We start from the raw sequence: 17538 nt of genomic DNA on the forward strand, positions 1-17538 counted from the left end.
ATCATCGCCATGGGATTCGTGACGAGTTGAGGGTCACCCGCGGCACCGCCCCACGCCCCCACCCCTTCCGTTCGAGAGAGTACGATCTCCGGCCCGTCCCGGTGTCAACGGCAACCATCACCGCGGCGACATCGGGGAATCGATCGAGATCGAGATCGCAAGGAGGAATATGCGACTAAAGTCGCGGCTACAACTACACGCAGTCCGCCTTCGCGGACTTCAACAGCGCCGCGAACGCATCATTGCGTACACCCCGCGCGGATGGTGGCGTGCTACCTCTCCCGGTACGGGAGAGGTGGCGAGCCTAAGCGAGCCGGAGAGGGCGCGATGCCCCGCGCCCACTCAGCACTCAGCACTCTCAGTCCCCCACCTGCAGCACCGCCAGGAACGCCTCCTGGGGGATCTCCACCGTGCCGACCTGCTTCATCCGCTTCTTCCCCTCCTTCTGCTTCTCCAGGAGCTTGCGCTTGCGGGTGATGTCGCCGCCGTAGCACTTGGCGGTCACGTTCTTCCGCATGGCCTTGATGCTCTCGCGGGCGATGATCTTGTTGCCGATCGCCGCCTGGATGGCCACCTCGAACATCTGCCGGGGGATCAGCTCGCGCAGCTTCTCGGCCACGTTGCGCCCGTATTCGTACGCCTTGTCGCGGTGGATGATCACGCTGAACGCGTCGACCGAGTCGCCGTTGATCAGCATGTCGAGCTTCTGCAGCGGGTTGGGGCGGTACTCGGCGAACTCGTAGTCCAGCGACGCGTATCCCCGCGTGGCCGACTTCAGCCGATCGTAGAAGTCGAGCACGATCTCCGCCAGCGGCAGGTCGTAGGTCAGCTCCACCCGCTGGGGGTCGGGATAGCTCATCCCCTTGAAGTCGCCGCGGCGCTCGTGGCAGAGCTTCTGGACCGCGCCGATGTACTCGGCCGGCGTCATGATCCGCGCGCGGACGTACGGCTCCTCGATGCGGTCGATCTTGGTGGGGTCCGGCAGCTGGCTGGGAGACTCGATCCACAGCTCCTCCCCGTCCGTCATCACCACCCGGTACTTCACGTTGGGCACGGTGGTGATGAGGTCGAGGTCGAACTCGCGCTCCAGCCGCTCCTGGATGATCTCCAGGTGCAGCAGCCCCAGGAACCCCGCGCGGAAGCCGAACCCCAGCGCGGTGGACGACTCGGGCTCGTACGAGAGCGAGGCGTCGTTCAGCTGCAGCTTGGCCAGCGCGTCACGCAGCTCCTCGTACTGCTCGGTGTCCGTCGGGTAGATCCCCGCGAACACCATCGGCTTCACTTCCTGGTAGCCGGGGAGGAGCTCGGTCGCGCGGTTGGCGGCGTCGAGGATGGTGTCGCCCGAGCGCGTGTCCTGCACCCGCTTGATCCCCGCGATGATGTAGCCCACCTCGCCCGGGCGCAGCTCGTCGAGGCTGTAGCGGCCGAGCTGGAGGTACCCCACCTCGTCGACCGGATAGACGGAGTCGTTGCTGCCGAAGGCGATGCGCATCCCCGGCCGGAACACGCCGTCGACCACGCGGATCGAGGGGACGGCGCCCACGTACTTGTCGTAGTACGAGTCGAAAATCAGCGCCCGCGGCGGCTTGTCCGGGTCGCCCTCGGGCGGGGGGACGCGCGCGACGATGGCCTCGAGGATCGCGTCGATCCCGATCCCCGCCTTGGCACTGGCGAGGATCACCTCGTCGGGATCGACGCCCAGGAGGTCCACCAGCTCCTCGCGGCGGCGCTCCGGCTCCGCGCCGGGGAGGTCGATCTTGTTGAGCACGGGGATGATCTCCAGCCCCGCGTCCATCGCCAGGAAGAGGTTGGAGAGCGTCTGCGCCTGCACCCCCTGCGATGCGTCGACGACCAGGATGGCGCCCTCGCACGCGGCCAGCGAGCGGCTCACCTCGTAGGTGAAGTCGACGTGGCCGGGGGTGTCGATCAGGTTCAGCTCGTACGGCCGCCCGTCGCGCGCGGCGTACTGCATCCGCACCGCGTTGAGCTTGATGGTGATGCCGCGCTCGCGCTCGATGTCCATCGAGTCGAGCACCTGCTCCTTCATCTCCCGCTGCTGCAGGGTGCGCGTGGCCTCGATCAGCCGGTCGGCCAGCGTGCTCTTCCCGTGGTCGATGTGCGCGACGATGCAGAAGTTACGGATGTGGTCTATGCGCAACGGACAACTACCTGTCGGTCCGGGGACGGAATTCGGGTTCGGAAGCCGGTAAAACTAGCCACGAAGCGGCTTTCCGGAAAGCGGGGCGGCTATCGGAAGCGCGCCCGCGCTGGTATCTTCCTGCGCTTCCCGTACACCGCAGCGACCAGAACGTCCGCCGCCCCGCGACGGACGCGTGGCTCGCGATAGACTCCGGCAGATGGATAGAGGGATGAGAGGGACGGATCGTTCGACGATGATGACGGCGCTGGCGCTGCTGGCGGCCGCGCCCGCCGCCGCGCAGGTGCCGCTGACCCCGCGCGCGCTGGGGATGGGAAACGCGTACGTGGCCGCCGCGCGCGGCAGCGAGGCGCTCTGGCAGAACCCGGCCAACCTGGCGCTCCCCGGCGCCGCGCACTGGAGCTTCAACATCCCCACGCTCTCCGCCGGCGCCGACGTGCTGGGGCTGGACGCCGGCGACGTGGCCGACCTGGTGGACTACGACAACCAGACCGACGCGCGCAAGCAGGAGATCCTCGACGCCGTTCCCGCGGGCGGCACCGAGGTGCGCGGCGACCTGCGGCTGCCGTTCGCCAGCGGGCAGATCCGCCACTTCGCCGCCGGGTTCGCGTTCAACACGGTCGGCAGCCACACGCTGGACAAGGACTTCGTGGACCTGCTGCTCTTCGGCTTCCAGCCGGTGCCGGGGAAGTACGACATCACCCCGGCGGAGACGCAGGGCTTCCGCGCCAGCTACTGGGACTTCGCCGCGGCGTACGGCCGCCGCCTCCCGGTGCCGCTCCCCGGCCCGCTGACCGTGGGCGCCACGGCGCACGTGTACGTGGGCACCGCGCTGGTGCGGATGGGGATCACCGACGTCGACACCGTCCGCAACGCGGTGGGCGTTCCCACCGACCTGCAGGTGACGTACACGGGGGTGAAGTACCGCGGCGGCACCGGGATCGGCGTCGACCTGGGCGCCGCGTACCAGCCGCTGCCCAGCCTCACGCTGAGCGCGTCGGTCAGCAACGTGCTGAACACCTTCGGCTTCGGCGGCAACCGCTCGCAGAACCAGGTGACGCTCACCAGCGCCGACTACGAGAACGGCGACCTGGCCGACGTGTGGGACCGCTACGACTCGAGCCTGGCGGACTACGACGAAGCCGCGGCGAACGCCAACGTGCGCGCGCTGGCGGCGGACCTGGACACCGACAGGAAGCTGCCGCGGATGCTGCGCGCCGGCGCCGCCTTCGAGCCGCGCGCGGGGACGCTCCTTTCCGCCGCCTACCAGGGCGCGCTGGGCGACTCGCGGCTGACCGGGCTGTGGGACCGCACCTTGGGCGTGGGCGTGCAGCAGCGGCTGTCGTTCGTCTCCGCGCGCGTGGGCGCGTCGACCAACCTGGACAGCGGCACGCTCCTCTCCGGCGGGCTGTCGATCGGGCCGCTGCACCTGGGCGTGGCGCACATCACCGACGGCTCGCCCGTGGACGCCGATCGCAGCGGGTGGGTCGCCACGCTCGGCTTCGGCACCCGCAGCCAGACGCGCATGCCGTGATCCGGCTGGACCACGGGCCTCACGCGGAGCCGCGGAGGACGCGGAGAACTCACCGCACGACGAAGGGGCGGCGCATGGCGCGCCGCCCCTCATTCTTCGGACCGTCAACCAGTGTGGCAGGCATTCGAACAGTAGTAGCACCCGTTCACCTGCGTGTAGTGGGTCCTTGCCGCAGCCACGGCCTGCCAGCAGTTGTCGAAATAGCCGAGAAACTTCCGATTCTGCTCCGATGGCAGGAAGCTGCAGGTCGACGTGTGCACCTCGTGGTCGCCGTTCGATTGGGCGACCTTGTTGACGTAGTACGCTGCCATCGTCGTGCTCTCCGCTGCCCGGGTGAGGTCTGATCCACGCGTGAACCCATTGGACGGGTCCGATCCGACGGATTCCCACCCGAAACGACTGCAACAGCGAAGGGACGGCGCAGACGCGCCGTCCCTTGGTCTTTGGATTCGTGCTCATCCGATCTCCCGGAGACCGGGAGGGTTGCGCTCCGTTTGTCCCAGCGCAGGACGGATCCCCTCACCCGATCTGGCAGCAGGGGTAGCGCGTGTAGCAGCCGGTGAGCTCGCACGAGTAGCAGAGCGACCAGTCGCAGGTCAGGTTCCCGAGGCACGTCTTCGACGCCGGCGCCGGCGCGGCCACGAGCTCCGCGGCGTCCAGCTGCTCCAATGCATTCGCGCGCACCGTCCCCACGCGCCGCGAGGCCTCGGTGCCCGTGTCGAACGACTCGACGGCCAGCTTCTCCAGTTCCAGGCTCAGCTTCTTCATGCGTCCTCCGGTGGTGGTGAGATGAGGGAGAAACCTCACGCGCAGTTGCAGGTGTTCCAGCACGAGCCGTCGCACGAGAGCCCGCAGGTCGCGTCGGGGATGCACGTGCCCCAGCACGAGTACTCGCAGACGGTGCAGCTCTGGTAGCGCGTCTCGCAGGTGTCCGGCTCGCACGCGGTGGGGCCGGTCATCCGCGCGTGCACGGTGCCGCGCGCGGGTGCGGCGTCGCCGGTTTCGAACGACTCCACCCGCAGCGCGTCGATCCGCAGCTTGCGCTTCTTCATGGGGATGTCCTCGGGAAGGGGGATGGGAGACGGCTCCGATCACCATACCCGCGGCGGGGACGGCGATACGGCACGCGAGCCGCCGCGGATCGCATCCCATCCGTCCTCCCGATGGCGCGATCCGCGCGCAAATGGATCGGGCGCAGAGCCGCCTGGCCCCGCGCCCGATCTTCGTCCCCATCCCCCGTTCAGCCGTCCTGGCAGCAGGGGTCGACGGTGTTGATGCAGCTTCCGTTGCACGACAGCCCACACGTTTCCCCGCACGACTCCAGGCAGCTCCAAACGCCCGACGCGCAGACGTACGGCTCCGACTGCCCATGCGCGCGCACCGTCCCGATCCCCGCCGCCGCCCTGGCGACGACGAACGAGTCGACGCCCAGCTCCTCGATCCGCAGCTTCTTCTTCATGGCCCCGCCTCCGCGTGGATGGGGTAGACCTGCGTGAGACGCGATCCCCGTCGCACGTCGCAGATCGCGCCGAGCCGGTGCAAGATACAGCAGAAGCGGCGGGAGATGAATGCGGGATGTGCGCGCAAACGGATCGGGCGCGGAGCCGCCCGGCCCCGCGCCCGATCTCCATCTCCACCCTAAGGCGGTCGATCCTACGCGCAGTTGCAGGTGTCGACGCAGGAGTCGCAGGTCGCCCAGCAGCTGGCCCAGCAGGTCAGCCCGCAGGTGTCCTCGCACGATTCCAGGCACGTCCACACGCCCGACGCGCACACGTACGGCTCGGACTGCCCGTGCGCGCGCACCGTCCCGCGCTCCCCGCCCGCCCCGGCGACGACGAACGAGTCGACGCCCAGCTCCTCGATCCGCAGCTTCTTCTTCATAATCCCGCCTCCGCGTGGATAGGTCGATTGGCGCACCGGTTTCGGTGCAATCTACCCCGGGAGCGGGCGGAAGCTGCGAAGCATGGGACGAACCGTCGTGCGGTGTGACAGACGGTGGTGTCGGAAGTGATGCGGCGCTTCGGATTCCCCGGCTGCGACACCCCACCGATGTCATCCTGAGGGCGCGGCGCACCCGATCAGCGTATGCGAGGAAGTTGGCCGCGCCCGAAGGATCTTGTCTGGCGGGCAGGATGCCGGCGCGATCGAGCGGCATCCGGGTGAGGGAAAGTAGATCCTTCGTCGGCGCCAAAGGCTTGTGCAGCCGCGAGTTCGGGCGCGGCGCCTCCTCAGGATGACACCCGCTGGGGTGTCTCCCTCATGTCTCCGCGCCCGTCCTTCAGCAGCCGAGGGCCGCGCAGTCCAGCTCCTTGAAGCCGCGGGGCTCGATCTGCACGGTCAGGTGATGCAGGCCGAACCGCTGGTGCAGGACGTGGTGCACGTCGGCCAGGATCTCGCCCGAGTACCGCCGCTCGTCGCGCCCGCCGACCACCACGTGGCAGCTGAGCGCCTCCATCCCGCTGGTGATGGTCCACACGTGCAGGTCGTGCACGGCCTCCACGTCGGGCACCTCGAGCAGCGCGCTGCGCACCGCCTCGACGTCGATGTGCGCGGGCGTTCCCTCCAGCAGGACGCTCACCGAATCGCGCAGCAGCCCCCAGCTGGACCAGACCACCAGCACGCCGATCAGCACCGACACCGCGGGATCCGCCCAGAACCACCCGAACGCCCAGACCAGGATCGCGCCCGCGATCACCCCCACGTTCCCCAGCGCGTCGGTCAGCAGGTGCAGCCACGCGCCGCGGATGTTCAGCGAGGTCTCGCGCCCCGAGTGCAGCGCCGCCGCGCCGATCACGTTCACCAGCAGCCCGCCCACCGCGATCCACATCACCAGCATCCCCTGCACCGGCTCGGGGGCGCGCAGCCGCTGCCACGCCTCGTAGAAAATGTAGACGGAGATGGTGATGAGCGTGGCCGCGTTGGCCAGCGCGGCCAGGATCTCGGTGCGGTACCAGCCGTAGGTGCGGCGGTCGGTCGCCGGGCGGCGCGCGATCCAGAGGGCGAAGAGGGAGAGCCCCAGCGCGCCCACGTCGCTCAGCATGTGGCCGGCGTCGGCCAGCAGGGCCAGCGAGTTGGCCAGGTATCCCCCCACCACCTCGGCCACCAGGTAGGCCGCCTGCAGCGCCAGCGTGAACGCCAGCCGCCGCGCGTTGCGCTCGGCCGTGTCGCCGTGCGCGTGCCCGTGGTGGTGGTGCCCGTGGCCGTGGTGGTGCCCTGCGCCCATCGGTGCGGATCGAGATCGAAGGAGGTGTGGCGCTACGCCGCGGCGGGCGCGTCGGCCGGCGGCTCGGCGGCCGCGGGCGGCGTGCGGATGCCGCGCACCAAGAAGAAGACGCCGACCAGCGCCGTGGCGATGCTCAGCAGCTGCCCCATGGTCAGCGGGCCGAGCACGAAGCCCAGCTGCGCGTCGGGCTGGCGGAAGAGCTCCAGGAAGGTGCGCACCACGCCGTAGCACACCAGGAACAGCCCGCCGTACGCGCCGTCGCCCCAGCGCACGCCGCGGCGGCGGTTCCAGAGGAAGACGGACCAGACGACCAGCCCCGTCAGCGCGCCCTCGCCCAGCGCCTCGTACAGCTGTGAGGGGTGGCGGAGCGGCACCGCGGGCTCGATCTGCCGCCACACCCCCGTCTCGTACGCGCGGTCGATGATGCGCTCCTTGTCGCGCAGCGAGCTGGCCACCGCGTTCATCCGGCGCAGCGCCTCGGGATCCGTGGGGAAGCGCATCGCCCAGGGCACCGAGGCGTCGGCCACGCGCCCGAACAGCTCGCCGTTGATGAAGTTGGCCACCCGCACCGCGAAGATCCCGGGCGTCACCGCCAGCGCCAGCCCGTCGCCCACGTTCTTCCAGGCCACCTTGCGGGTGCGCGCGAACCAGGCGCCGGCGAGGATGGCGCCGATCATCCCCCCGTGGAACGACAGCCCGCCCGTCCAGATCTTGAAGATCTCGAGCGGGTGCGCGGCGAACTTGGGAAAGTCGTAGAAGAGGATGTAGCCCACGCGCCCGCCCAGGATCACCCCCAGGACGAGCGCGAAGACCAGGTCGCCGACGGCGTCGGGGGAAAGGCGCAGGAAGCCGCGGCGGGCCAGCGCGCGCAGGATGAAGTACGCCGCGGCGAAGCCCACCATGTACCCCAGCCCGTACCAGCGGATGTCGAGCGGGCCGGGGAGGTCGATGGCGACCGGGTCGATGTGGGGATAGGGAATTTCCAGCAGGGCCGGGGCGGCCGCGGCGACGAATCCGGTCACGCGCTCCCCCCGGCCCGGAACGGGGCTTACTTCGCGGCGGGGGCGGCGGGCGCGGCGCCGGCGTGCGCGCGGGCCTCGGCCATGTGCATCTCCACGATGGCGCGGTCGGGCGACCCCTTCTCCATCCCCTCGGCCACCTTCTGGTACAGCTCGGCGGCGCCGTTCCAGTCGTTGGCCTGCTCGCGCAGGACGGCGGCCTGGGTCAGCGCGTCCTCCTTCACGTACTGCAGGTCGGTGCGGTCGGCCAGCTTCAGGAAGGCGTCGAGCGCCTCCTGGCGCTTCCCCTGCTGCGCCAGCGCGGCCGCCATCAGCTGCATCCCCTGGTCGGCGACGGGGGTGCCCCCCTCGGCCACGGGGCGGACCTCGTCGACGGCCTTGGCGGGCTGGCCCTTGATCAGCCAGAGCTGGGCGGCGGCCAGGCGGGCCTCGGCGGCCTCGGTGGTGCCGTCGAAGCGGCTGGCGAAGCCGCTGAGCGCGCGGATGGCCTGCGTGGTGTCGGCGGGAAGGCCCATCTGCGTCTGCAGGTACTGCACGGCCGCGCGCTCGGCGCGCTGCGACTTGTACACGCGGTAGTACAGCGCCCCGCCCACCACCACCGCCGCCGCCACCGCGGCGATGATCACCACGCGCGCGTTGTTGCGCGCCCACTCCGCCATCTCGGCGGCGCGCATCATCACGGCATCGTCGGCGTCGACGGCCTTGCGCAGTTCCCGGCGGGCAACGGACGAGTGCGAAGCCATGCAGCAGTCCTCAGGACGAAGGTGCGGCGCGTGCCTGGGCGCGCGCGGTCGGATGTTCGGTTTTGGGAAAGAAAGAGCGTGCGCCGCGCAAGTCCGTGCGGGCGCACAAGCGGGTAAAACTATCGCCTGACTTGGAGTTGTGTCAACCGGGCGCGGGGGCCCTCATCCCCCCGGTCCCTTCCTCGCGGCTGCGCCGCGAGGGGGCCCTCTCCCCCCGGCCCCCTCCCCCAAAACCGACTGGGGGAGGGGGAGACCTCAGTGTGGGGGCGGGTTCGACGCGGCACGCGAGCATCCGTGCGGCCGCGGGGTGGCCCCCTCCCGGCCCCTCCCCCGCTGCGCAGGGGAGGGGAGAACCAACGGATGCCGTTTTCGTCGCTTCTGTTCACCTCTCCTGCTGTCGGGAGAGGTCGAAGAGAGGAGCGGTCGAGACGGCGGTTTTGTCTCGACCGCTCCTCTCTTCGGGTGAGGGCCACGCGCGCACGGGATTTGAGTGGGGCGCGGGCATGGCTTTCGGTCCCCGTCCCACCCGTCCCGCGCCGGACGTCGAGAACCCCACCCTTCAGGCCGCGCCCGAGCCGGAGCCCGCCGGCCCCCGCATGCTGCGCGCGCTGCGGTCGCGCAACTACCGGCTGTACTTCGGCGGGCAGGGCGTGTCGCTCGTCGGCACGTGGATGACGCGCATCGCTACCAGTTGGCTGGTCTACCGGCTCACCGGCTCGTCGCTGCTGCTGGGGGTGGTCAGCTTCGCGGGGCAGATCCCCACCTTCGTCCTCGCCCCGTTCGCCGGCGTGCTGGTCGACCGCGTGGACAAGCACCGCATGCTGGTGTGGACGCAGGTGCTGGCCATGCTGCAGTCGTTCGCCCTGGCCATCCTCGCGCTGACGAACGTGATCACCGTACCCGAGGTGATCGGGCTGTCGCTCTTCCAGGGGCTCGTCAACGCCTTCGACATGCCCAGCCGGCAGGCGTTCCTGGTGGAGATGGTGGACCGGCGCGAGGACCTGGGCAACGCCATCGCCCTCAACTCTTCGCTGGTGAACGGCGCGCGGCTGCTGGGCCCGTCCATCGGCGGCATCCTGATCGCCGCGGTGGGCGAGGGTTGGTGCTTCTTCATCGACGGCGCCAGCTACCTGGCCGTGATCGCGTCGCTGCTGATGATGCGTGTCACCCGCCGCGAGCGCATTTCCGGTCAGCCGAAGCGCGGGCTGCACCAGCTGGCGGAGGGGTGGAGATACGTGTCGCGCTTCGCGCCGATCCGCAGCATCCTCCTGCTGCTGGCGCTGGTGAGCCTGATGGGGATGCCGTACACGGTGCTGATGCCGGTGGTCGCGTCGCAGACGCTGCGCGGCGGGCCGGCGCTGCTGGGGGCGCTGATGGCGGCCACCGGCGTGGGCGCCCTCTGCGGCGCGCTGTACCTGGCGCAGCGGACGACCATCCTCGGCCTCGGCCGGGTGATCCCCGCGGCGGCGGCGGTGTTCGGGGCGGGGCTGGTCGCCTTTTCGTTCACCCGTGTGGAGTGGCTCGCCGTCGCCGTTCTCGTGCTCGTCGGGTTCGGGATGATGGTGCAGATGGCGGCCAGCAACACCATCCTCCAGACCGTCGTCGACGACGACAAGCGCGGGCGGGTGATGAGCTTCTACAGCATGGCGTTCATGGGGATGGCGCCGTTCGGCGGGCTGATGGCCGGCGCGCTGGCCCACCGCATCGGCGCGCCGCGCACTATCCTGGTCAGCGGGATCGCCTGCATGCTCGCCGCCGCCTGGTTCGCGACGCGGCTGCCGTCGCTGCGCACCATCCTCCGCCCCATCTACCGCGAGATCGGCGTCCTCCCGCCGCTGGAGGAGGACGCGTAAGCTGCGTGTCTAAACAGAAAGTCTCACGCAGGGCTAGCAGGGTCAGCAGTGAAACTGCAGTTCAACTGCTGACCCTGCTAACCCTGCGTGAGACAAATCTTTTACGGCTTCTCCTCCCCCTCGTTCTCCTCGCGCACGGGGCGGCAGAGATAGATGGGATACGTGCAGCGCGCGCCGGTGCAGGGATTGAAGGTGGAGTCCGGCTGCGTCTGCAGCGCGTCCACCGTGCCCGCGCCGGCAACGGCGGGGTCGGTCTGGAACGTGGCGACGTGCAGCTCGTCGACGCTCAGCCTGAGCTTGCGCATGAGGCACCTCCCGGGTTGATGGGCGGGAGCGCCGCCCCGGCGTCGGACTGGCGCCGGGTCCGTGGCCGCTCTCCTGGGGCCGGTGGGTGCCTCGATCACTGCCGTTGCGGCGCTGCGGCGCTCCACTGAAAATCGCCGCATACGCCGTTCCCGCATCTCCCGTGGCTCAGCAGGGGAGGCCCGTGCAGGCCGAGTAGGTGCAGAAGTACGTGCAGCGGAACTGCTGCGTGGCCCTGAGCGCCATGGCCGGCGCATTCCGGCCATCGCGCGCGGGATCGTCGTCGGCGCGGAAGGTCTCCAGCACCAGCTCCTCCACGGTCAGCTTCAACCTGGGCATCGCTCCGCCTCCTGCAGGGGTTGCTCGGGCGTGCGCTCGCACGCCGCGTTGAATATGCGGCTGGAGATGGCGGGGATGCTATTGCAGGGGCGTGTGGATTGTTGCCCGGGAGCAGGCCACAGATTCCTCGGGCGCCAGGACTAGGCGTGGAGATTGGTTCGGAGCGGCGCCCTCGGAATGACAGATCTTTGTCGTCGCGCCCAACTCTCTGTCGTCCGATTGGTTATCGCTCGGAGGGATCGCTGAGGAGGCCGGGGAAGACGACGCCGTCGAGGGCGTGGAAGGGGATGCCAAGGAGCGCGGCCACGAGCGGCGCGACGCACTCGGCGGGGAGGAGCGGGACCGCCGCGCCCGGGCGGAAGCCGGCGCCCGCGCCCACGAAGCCCGTGCGCATCTGCGGCTCGTCGGGGTGGTAGCCGTGCGTGGCGCCGTGCACCGGCCGCACTTCCGGCGGCGTGGCGTCGTCGGAGAACTCGATCCCCGGCACGGCGGTGAGCGCGAACGCGGCGTCAGGATCGGCGCCGAGGGCGGTCATCTCCGCGCGCTCGACGATGCGGAAGAGGCGGCGGACGCCGTTCGGCTGCTCTTCGACGACGCGGCGGGCGCGGCCGGCGGCATCTTCATCCCCCCGCTCCCGCAGGCGCAGGAAGGCGGAGCCGCCGTCGGCGTGGAAGGTGGCGCGCCAGGCCCCCCGATCCTCGCGGTCCTCCATCAACCCCCTGGCGGCGAGCCAGGCGTTCGGCCGCAGCTGCGTGTGGCGGTTGATGGAGCCGTGGTCGCCGACGATGACGAACGCCACGCGGTCGCGCATCTCCAGCCGCTCCACCGTTTCCACCACCTGGCCGATGGCGCGGTCGGCGGCCCCAACGGCGCGGCGCGTGAGCGGGTTGTTGCGGCCGCGCTCGTGCTGCATGTGGTCGGTGCCGATCAGGTGCATCAGCAGCAGCGTGGGGCGATGGCGCTCGAACAGGTACGCGGCCATGGCGCCCACGCGGTCCTCTCGCGCCAGCCAGCCGAGCCCGAAGGTCTCGCCGCGCAGCCGCCCCGTTGCCTCGCGCTCCAGCTCCTCGAACAGCCCCGGCGGCGTGGTGGCGGCGCGCACGGGGGCGATGAAGTCTGCCTGGCGGTAGTGCTCGGGCCAGATGTCGGGGACGTTCCAGTCGATGTCCGCGCCGACCGTCACCGGCCATCCGACGGACGCCGTCGATCCGCCGGCCGCGCGCACCGCGTCCCACAGCGCGGGAACGCGGATGCGCGCCGCCTCCCACGCCCACGCCTCGGACTCGCCCTCGGCGCGGAAGGGGCGGTTATGGACGATGCCGTGCCGCGCGGGGAGCGCGCCGGTGACCAGCGTGGTGTGCGCCGGATAGGTCAGCGCGGGAAAAACGGTGCGCACCGCCTCGGCTCGCACGCCCTCGAAGCCGAGCTGCTGCATCGTCGGCGCGGGCCACGTCTCGTCGAGGTAGAACTCGGGGCGCAGCGCGTCGATCGACGCCAGCACCACGTGGTCGGCGCGCGGGTTCGGCACCCGCATCCGCGCCGCCATCTCGATCTCCCGCGCCTCGATCCGCTCCGTCACCCGTCGCCCTCCATCCCCCATCATCATCCCCGGATCCCGGTGATTCGCACTGCCGCACGCGCAAACGGCGGACCCTTTCCGCGCGTTTGCGGCCGGGCGGGAACGCGGGTGTGTCATCCCGATGCCCCGGAACGACTGCTGTCATTCCGACTGTCGCCGCCGCGCTGAGACGCTTTCGAGCGAACGCCTGGTATCCGCGCGGACGAACGCCGTCGGGGTGCACGGCAAGATCGCCAACTGCGTCATCGGGGGGCGACGGTGCGGAGCGGGCGCACGTGCGTGTCCGCTGCCCCGGCGCGGGACGGACCCGGCCGGCCCCGGTCCCTGTATTTCCTTCGGCACGATATGTCCGAAATTTCCGACATATCGATCCGACTGCATCGCCACGCCCTGCTCCACGTCCTGGCCGCGCCGGGAAATCCCGTGCGCCACGGCTTCTCCAGCTCCCGTCAGACGGTCATCGCCAGTCCGCCATGGTTACGCGCCGATGCCTCGCCCGCACCGGAACACCCGATGACGCAGTTTACAGAGCGTCGTACGCCAGAGCTTCCTCGGGCGCCGCTAGGCATCCGTGTCGCATCGTCACGTGAGCGGCGGCGCTTTCGTCTCAAGGTTACGGTGTATCAGGATGATGGTTGGGGATGGGAATCGGACGACCAGTCGCCGGCGTGGTCCGGCGGTGAGGAGGGGAGATGAGCGGGGCGACCAGGATCGTGGTGCTGGGCGGCGGATTCGGCGGCGTGATGGCGACGCGCGCGCTGGAGCGGCGGTTCGGAGGGCGCGCGGAGATCACGCTGGTGAGCCGCGACAACTTCTTCGTGCTGACGCCGCTGCTGTTCGAGGCGTGCTCGGGAGTGCTGGAGCTGCGGCACTGCGCCCAGCCCATCCGCCCCGCCCTGCGCCGCGCGCGCTTCGTCGAGGCCACCGTCACCGGGGTGGACACCGAGCGGCGCGTGGTCCACGCCGAGGCGGCGGAGGCCGGCGCGTACGAGCTCCCCTACGACCACCTGGTGGTGGCGCTGGGATCGACGACGAACCTGTCGCTGATCCCGGGCTCCGCCCATGCGTTCACCTTCAAGACCATGGCGGACGCGCTGGTGCTGCGGAACCACCTGATCGAGCGCTTCGAGCGCGCCGACGCGGCCTCCGACCCCGCGACGCGCCGGCGCTCCCTCACCGTGGTCGTCATCGGCGGCGGGCTGGTGGGCGTGGAGCTGCTGGGCGAGCTGACCGCCTTCGCCGACGACGTGCTGCGCTACTACCCGCGCATCCGCCGCGACGAGCTGCGCTTCCACCTGTTCGAGGCGGGCCCGCGCATCCTTCCCGAGCTCGACCCGAAGCTGGCCGATTCCGCCACGCGCGTGCTGCGGCGGCGCGGCGCCGACGTCCGCGCCGCCACGCCCGTGCGCGAGCTCGAGCCGGGCCGCGTCCACCTCGCGGACGAGACCATCGAGGCGGGCACCGTCGTCCTCGCGGCCGGCATCGTGCCGAACGGCGCCGCCGCCGGCATCCCCGTGGAGCACGACGGCCGCGGGCGGATCGTGGTGGACGCGGCGATGCGCAGCCGCAGCCACCCCACCGTGTGGGCGCTGGGCGACTGCGCCGCCATCCCCGGCCCCGACGGCCGCCCGTACCCGGCGCTGGCGCAGCACGCCACCCGCGAGGCGAAGCACCTGGCGCGCAACCTGGCCGCCGTGGCGGCGGGGCGCGCGCCCGCGCCGTTCGAGTTCAACGCGCTGGGCACCATGGCGTCGCTGGGGCACACGCGCGCGGTGGCGTTGGTGATGGGCGCGCGCGTCACCGGCTTCCCCGCGTGGTGGCTGCGGCGCACGTACTACCTGTTCCAGATGCCGCGCTGGGACCGCCGCCTGCGCATGGTGCTGGACTGGACCGTCGCGCTCTTCTTCCGCCCCGACATCACCAAGGTCGACCTGGCCGTGGAGCGCGTGGAGGAGGCACGCGACGCCGCGGCGGGCGCATCTCCGCCCGAGGCGGCCGAGGATCACCTGCCCGCGGGCGTGGGGGGATGAAGATGCGGTGCGTCCCGGTCGTCTCCTCGCGCGGCGGCGATAGTTAAGCAATCGCTTAACTATCGATCGAGCGGACAATCCCCCACCCCGACCGCGCGCGGCCTCACCGCCGCCTCAGCGCACGGCCATCCGCGCGAGCGCGGCTCGCAGGCCGCGCGCGACCCTGAGCGCGTCGTCGTTCGCCCAGAAGTGCGCGAAGTAGAGGCGCGGCTCCTCGCCCACCATGTGCGAGTGCAGCGCGGTGACCTCGATCCCGTTCTCGCGCAGCGCCCGGAGCACGCCCTCCACCTCGCCGGCGGTCATCACGAAGTCGCCCGTGGCGGCGGCGCGGCCGGGGCCGGTGGGCTGCAGGTTGATGGCGGTGGCCACGCCCATCGCGGGCGGCACCGTGTCGCCGTGCTGGACGATGGCCTCCGCGCGGGGGACGCTCACCTGCCACACGCCGCCGTTCACGCGCCCGGAGCGGCCCAGCGCGCCGGCCAGCGCGCCGGTGTCGAGCGCGAACGGGGCGGCGGAGGGCGCTGCCGGCGACCCCATCGGCGTGCGCGTCAGCGCCAGCGCCGCCCGCACCGTCCCGGCGATGCGGGCGGCATCGCCGTGCGCCTCGACGTGCACGTACGTCACCCGCGGACGCTCGCGCAGGAGGTGGTTGTGCACCGCGCTCGGCATCACCCCGCCCTGCTCCAGCCGCGCGATCACCGGCGCCACCTCGTTCTCCGCCAGCACCAGGTCGCCCATCGCCATGGCGCCGCCGGCCGCGCGGCGGAATGCGAGCCACGAGCCCAGCGCCAGCGCGGGCCGGACCGCCACGCCGTCCACCGTCACCCGCAGGTCGGAGCGCGGAAAGGAGAAGCGCATCACCCCGCCCGGCTGCTCGGTCCCGGCACGCCCCAGCGCGCGCTCGACCGCGGCCCAATCCCCCTGAGCCACCAGCGGCGATGGGGACAGCACGAGGGTGAGAAGCAGCGTTCGAGTCAGACGTGAGATCGCGGCGTCCATGGCTGGATCGGATCGATGGAGACGGGTGCGTGGGATTCGCCCGCACGTCCCCGCACGAACCTCGCCGCGCCGCGCTTGGATGAGCTCCGTCCCCCTGCCCTGTCTCATTGGCCCCTCCCCTGCACGGGCGTCGGCGGGTCTGGGTGATGGATACCGCATCGCGGATGGAGATTTTGCGCGTCTCGGCGAGTCGCGTGCGGTGTCGGGCGATAGATCCTTCGGCCTGCAAGCTCTTGTGCAGACGCCGATTACGGTCTGACCGGCCTCAGGATGACGCTCATCGGAGATTGGCGGCTGATTTCCAGGATTGGTGGCGGAGGGAGATGGCGGAGCACGACGTGGTGGTGGTGGGCGCGGGGCCGAACGGGCTGGCGGCGGCGGTGGAGATGGCGCGCGCGGGGCGGTCCGTCCTGGTGCTCGAGGCCGAGGAGACCATCGGCGGCGCCGCGCGCTCGATGGAGCTGACGCTCCCCGGCTTCGTGCACGACGCCTTCTCGTCCGTCTACCCGCTGGGGATCGGATCACCCTTCTTCCGCGATCTCCCGCTCGATGAGCACGGGCTGGAGTGGGTGCACCCCGCCGCGCCGCTCGCGCACCCGTTCGACGACGGCACCGTGGCCATGCTGGAGCGCTCCGTGGACGCCACCGGCGAGACGCTGGGGCCCGACGCGCGCGCCTGGCGCGAGTTGCTGTGGCCGCTCGTCGCCCACTGGCACGAGCTGGCGCCCGACCTCCTCTCGCCGCTGGGGATCCCGCGGCACCCGCTGCGGATGGCGGCGTTCGGGCGCGTCGGCCTGCGCTCGCTGCGCCACGTGGCCGAGTCGCGCTTCCGCGGCGAGCATGCAAAGGCGCTGCTGGGCGCGTGCGCCGGCCATGTCGGCCTCCCGCTCGACTTCGCGGCGACGGCGTCGTACGGGCTCGTCCTCGTGGCCGCGGGGCACGCGGTGGGGTGGCCGATGGCGCTCGGCGGCGCGGGGCGGGTCGCGCAGGCGCTGGCGTCGTATCTCCGCGCCCTGGGCGGCGAGATCCGCACCAGCGTGCGCGTCCGCTCGCTGGGCGACGTGCCGCCCGCGCGCGCCGTGCTGCTGGACGTGACCGCGCGGCAGCTCCTGTCGATCGCCGGCGAGCGGCTGGGCGGGCGCTACCGGCGGCAGCTGGAGCGCTTCCGCTACGGCTGCGGGGTCTTCAAGGTCGACTGGGCGCTGGACGGGCCCGTCCCCTGGAAGGCGCCGGGGATCAACCGCGCGGGGACGGTGCACCTCGTCGGGTCGCCCGCGGAGCTGTACGCGTCGGAAGAGGCGCCGTGGAACGGGCGGCACGCGGCGCGACCGCTGGTCCTCTTCGCCCAACCGAGCGCGCTGGACCCGACCCGCGCGCCGGCGGGAAAGCACGTCGCCTGGGGCTACTGCCACGTGCCGAACGGCTCGGACGTCGACATGACGGAGGCCATCGAGTCGCAGGTGGAGCGGTTCGCGCCGGGGTTCCGCGACCTCATCCTCGCCCGCTTCTCCGCCGGCCCGTCGGTCCTGGAGCGCGCGGACGCGAACCTCGTCGGCGGCGACGTGAACGGCGGCGCGGGAACGCTGTCGCAGCTCTTCTTCCGTCCCGCGCCGCGAATCCATCCCTATCGCACGCCCATCCGCGGCGTGTACCTGTGCTCGGCCAGCACTCCGCCCGGCGGCGGTGTCCACGGGATGTGCGGCTATCACGCCGCCCGCGCCGCGCTCGCCGACGGCTTCTGACGAAGAAAAGAAACAG

The 17538-nt window shown here is 71.2% G+C and carries 17 protein-coding genes; 4 read left to right on the top strand and 13 right to left on the bottom strand.

Annotation, left to right across the window (positions count from 1 at the left end; all coding sequences use genetic code 11):
• Nucleotides 1-358 precede the first annotated feature (358 nt).
• Entirely contained in the window at nt 359-2158 is a 1800-nt protein-coding gene (gene lepA / locus VF092_00255; protein ID HEX6745713.1) for a translation elongation factor 4, read from the bottom strand.
• Nucleotides 2159-2369: 211 nt separating this feature from the next.
• On the opposite strand from lepA, the gene VF092_00260 reads away from it, so the two are divergent.
• Complete coding sequence (locus VF092_00260) at nt 2370-3692, top strand: DUF5723 family protein (protein ID HEX6745714.1); 1323 nt, start codon at nt 2370-2372, stop codon at nt 3690-3692.
• A 104-nt stretch (nt 3693-3796) separates the two neighbouring features.
• Here the strand turns inward: VF092_00260 and VF092_00265 are convergent, their stop codons facing one another.
• The 8 genes from VF092_00265 to VF092_00300 form a co-directional block, all read right to left on the bottom strand.
• Nucleotides 3797-4003 carry a hypothetical protein gene (locus VF092_00265; GenBank protein HEX6745715.1) on the bottom strand — a complete coding sequence of 69 codons (207 nt, stop codon included), beginning with the start codon at nt 4001-4003 and terminating at the stop codon, nt 3797-3799.
• Between the two features lie 208 nt (nt 4004-4211).
• Nucleotides 4212-4460: a hypothetical protein gene (locus tag VF092_00270; protein ID HEX6745716.1), complete on the bottom strand. Its 249-nt coding sequence runs from the start codon at nt 4458-4460 to the stop codon at nt 4212-4214.
• Nucleotides 4461-4495: 35 nt separating this feature from the next.
• Entirely contained in the window at nt 4496-4744 is a 249-nt protein-coding gene (locus VF092_00275; protein ID HEX6745717.1) for a hypothetical protein, read from the bottom strand.
• 188 nt (nt 4745-4932) lie between these two features.
• Nucleotides 4933-5151, bottom strand: a complete 219-nt coding sequence (locus VF092_00280) for a hypothetical protein (GenBank protein ID HEX6745718.1) — start codon at nt 5149-5151, stop codon at nt 4933-4935.
• Nucleotides 5152-5345: 194 nt separating this feature from the next.
• Nucleotides 5346-5573, bottom strand: coding sequence for a hypothetical protein (locus VF092_00285; protein HEX6745719.1), 228 nt, complete (start codon nt 5571-5573; stop codon nt 5346-5348).
• Nucleotides 5574-5970: 397 nt separating this feature from the next.
• A complete protein-coding gene (locus VF092_00290; protein HEX6745720.1) occupies nt 5971-6915 on the bottom strand; it encodes a cation diffusion facilitator family transporter in 945 nt (314 codons plus the stop codon).
• A 32-nt stretch (nt 6916-6947) separates the two neighbouring features.
• Entirely contained in the window at nt 6948-7937 is a 990-nt protein-coding gene (lgt, locus tag VF092_00295) for a prolipoprotein diacylglyceryl transferase (protein ID HEX6745721.1), read from the bottom strand.
• 26 nt (nt 7938-7963) lie between these two features.
• Nucleotides 7964-8677 (bottom strand): tetratricopeptide repeat protein, encoded by a 714-nt coding sequence (locus tag VF092_00300; GenBank protein ID HEX6745722.1) that lies wholly within the window; start codon nt 8675-8677, stop codon nt 7964-7966.
• Between the two features lie 503 nt (nt 8678-9180).
• Between VF092_00300 and VF092_00305 the strand changes: the two genes are divergently transcribed.
• Nucleotides 9181-10530, top strand: a complete 1350-nt coding sequence (locus tag VF092_00305) for an MFS transporter (protein ID HEX6745723.1) — start codon at nt 9181-9183, stop codon at nt 10528-10530.
• A 101-nt stretch (nt 10531-10631) separates the two neighbouring features.
• Here VF092_00305 and VF092_00310 read toward each other — a convergent pair whose 3' ends face one another.
• The 3 genes from VF092_00310 to VF092_00320 form a co-directional block, all read right to left on the bottom strand.
• The gene (locus tag VF092_00310) at nt 10632-10835 is read right to left on the bottom strand and encodes a hypothetical protein (protein ID HEX6745724.1); all 204 of its coding nucleotides are present in this window, start codon (nt 10833-10835) and stop codon (nt 10632-10634) included.
• Between the two features lie 166 nt (nt 10836-11001).
• A complete protein-coding gene (locus VF092_00315) occupies nt 11002-11172 on the bottom strand; it encodes a hypothetical protein (protein ID HEX6745725.1) in 171 nt (56 codons plus the stop codon).
• Nucleotides 11173-11395: 223 nt separating this feature from the next.
• The gene (locus tag VF092_00320; protein HEX6745726.1) at nt 11396-12751 is read right to left on the bottom strand and encodes an ectonucleotide pyrophosphatase/phosphodiesterase; all 1356 of its coding nucleotides are present in this window, start codon (nt 12749-12751) and stop codon (nt 11396-11398) included.
• Nucleotides 12752-13443: 692 nt separating this feature from the next.
• Between VF092_00320 and VF092_00325 the strand changes: the two genes are divergently transcribed.
• On the top strand, nt 13444-14781 hold the full coding sequence (locus VF092_00325; protein ID HEX6745727.1) for an NAD(P)/FAD-dependent oxidoreductase: 1338 nt from the start codon (nt 13444-13446) through the stop codon (nt 14779-14781).
• Nucleotides 14782-14895: 114 nt separating this feature from the next.
• Here the strand turns inward: VF092_00325 and VF092_00330 are convergent, their stop codons facing one another.
• On the bottom strand, nt 14896-15780 hold the full coding sequence (locus VF092_00330; GenBank protein HEX6745728.1) for a DUF1259 domain-containing protein: 885 nt from the start codon (nt 15778-15780) through the stop codon (nt 14896-14898).
• A 164-nt stretch (nt 15781-15944) separates the two neighbouring features.
• Here VF092_00330 and VF092_00335 point away from each other — a divergent pair, with 164 nt between their 5' ends.
• Nucleotides 15945-17522 (top strand): NAD(P)/FAD-dependent oxidoreductase, encoded by a 1578-nt coding sequence (locus tag VF092_00335; GenBank protein HEX6745729.1) that lies wholly within the window; start codon nt 15945-15947, stop codon nt 17520-17522.
• Nucleotides 17523-17538: the final 16 nt, after the last annotated feature.

The sequence above is a fragment of the Longimicrobium sp. genome (assembly GCA_036377595.1).
In the GTDB taxonomy this organism is placed as follows: domain Bacteria; phylum Gemmatimonadota; class Gemmatimonadetes; order Longimicrobiales; family Longimicrobiaceae; genus Longimicrobium.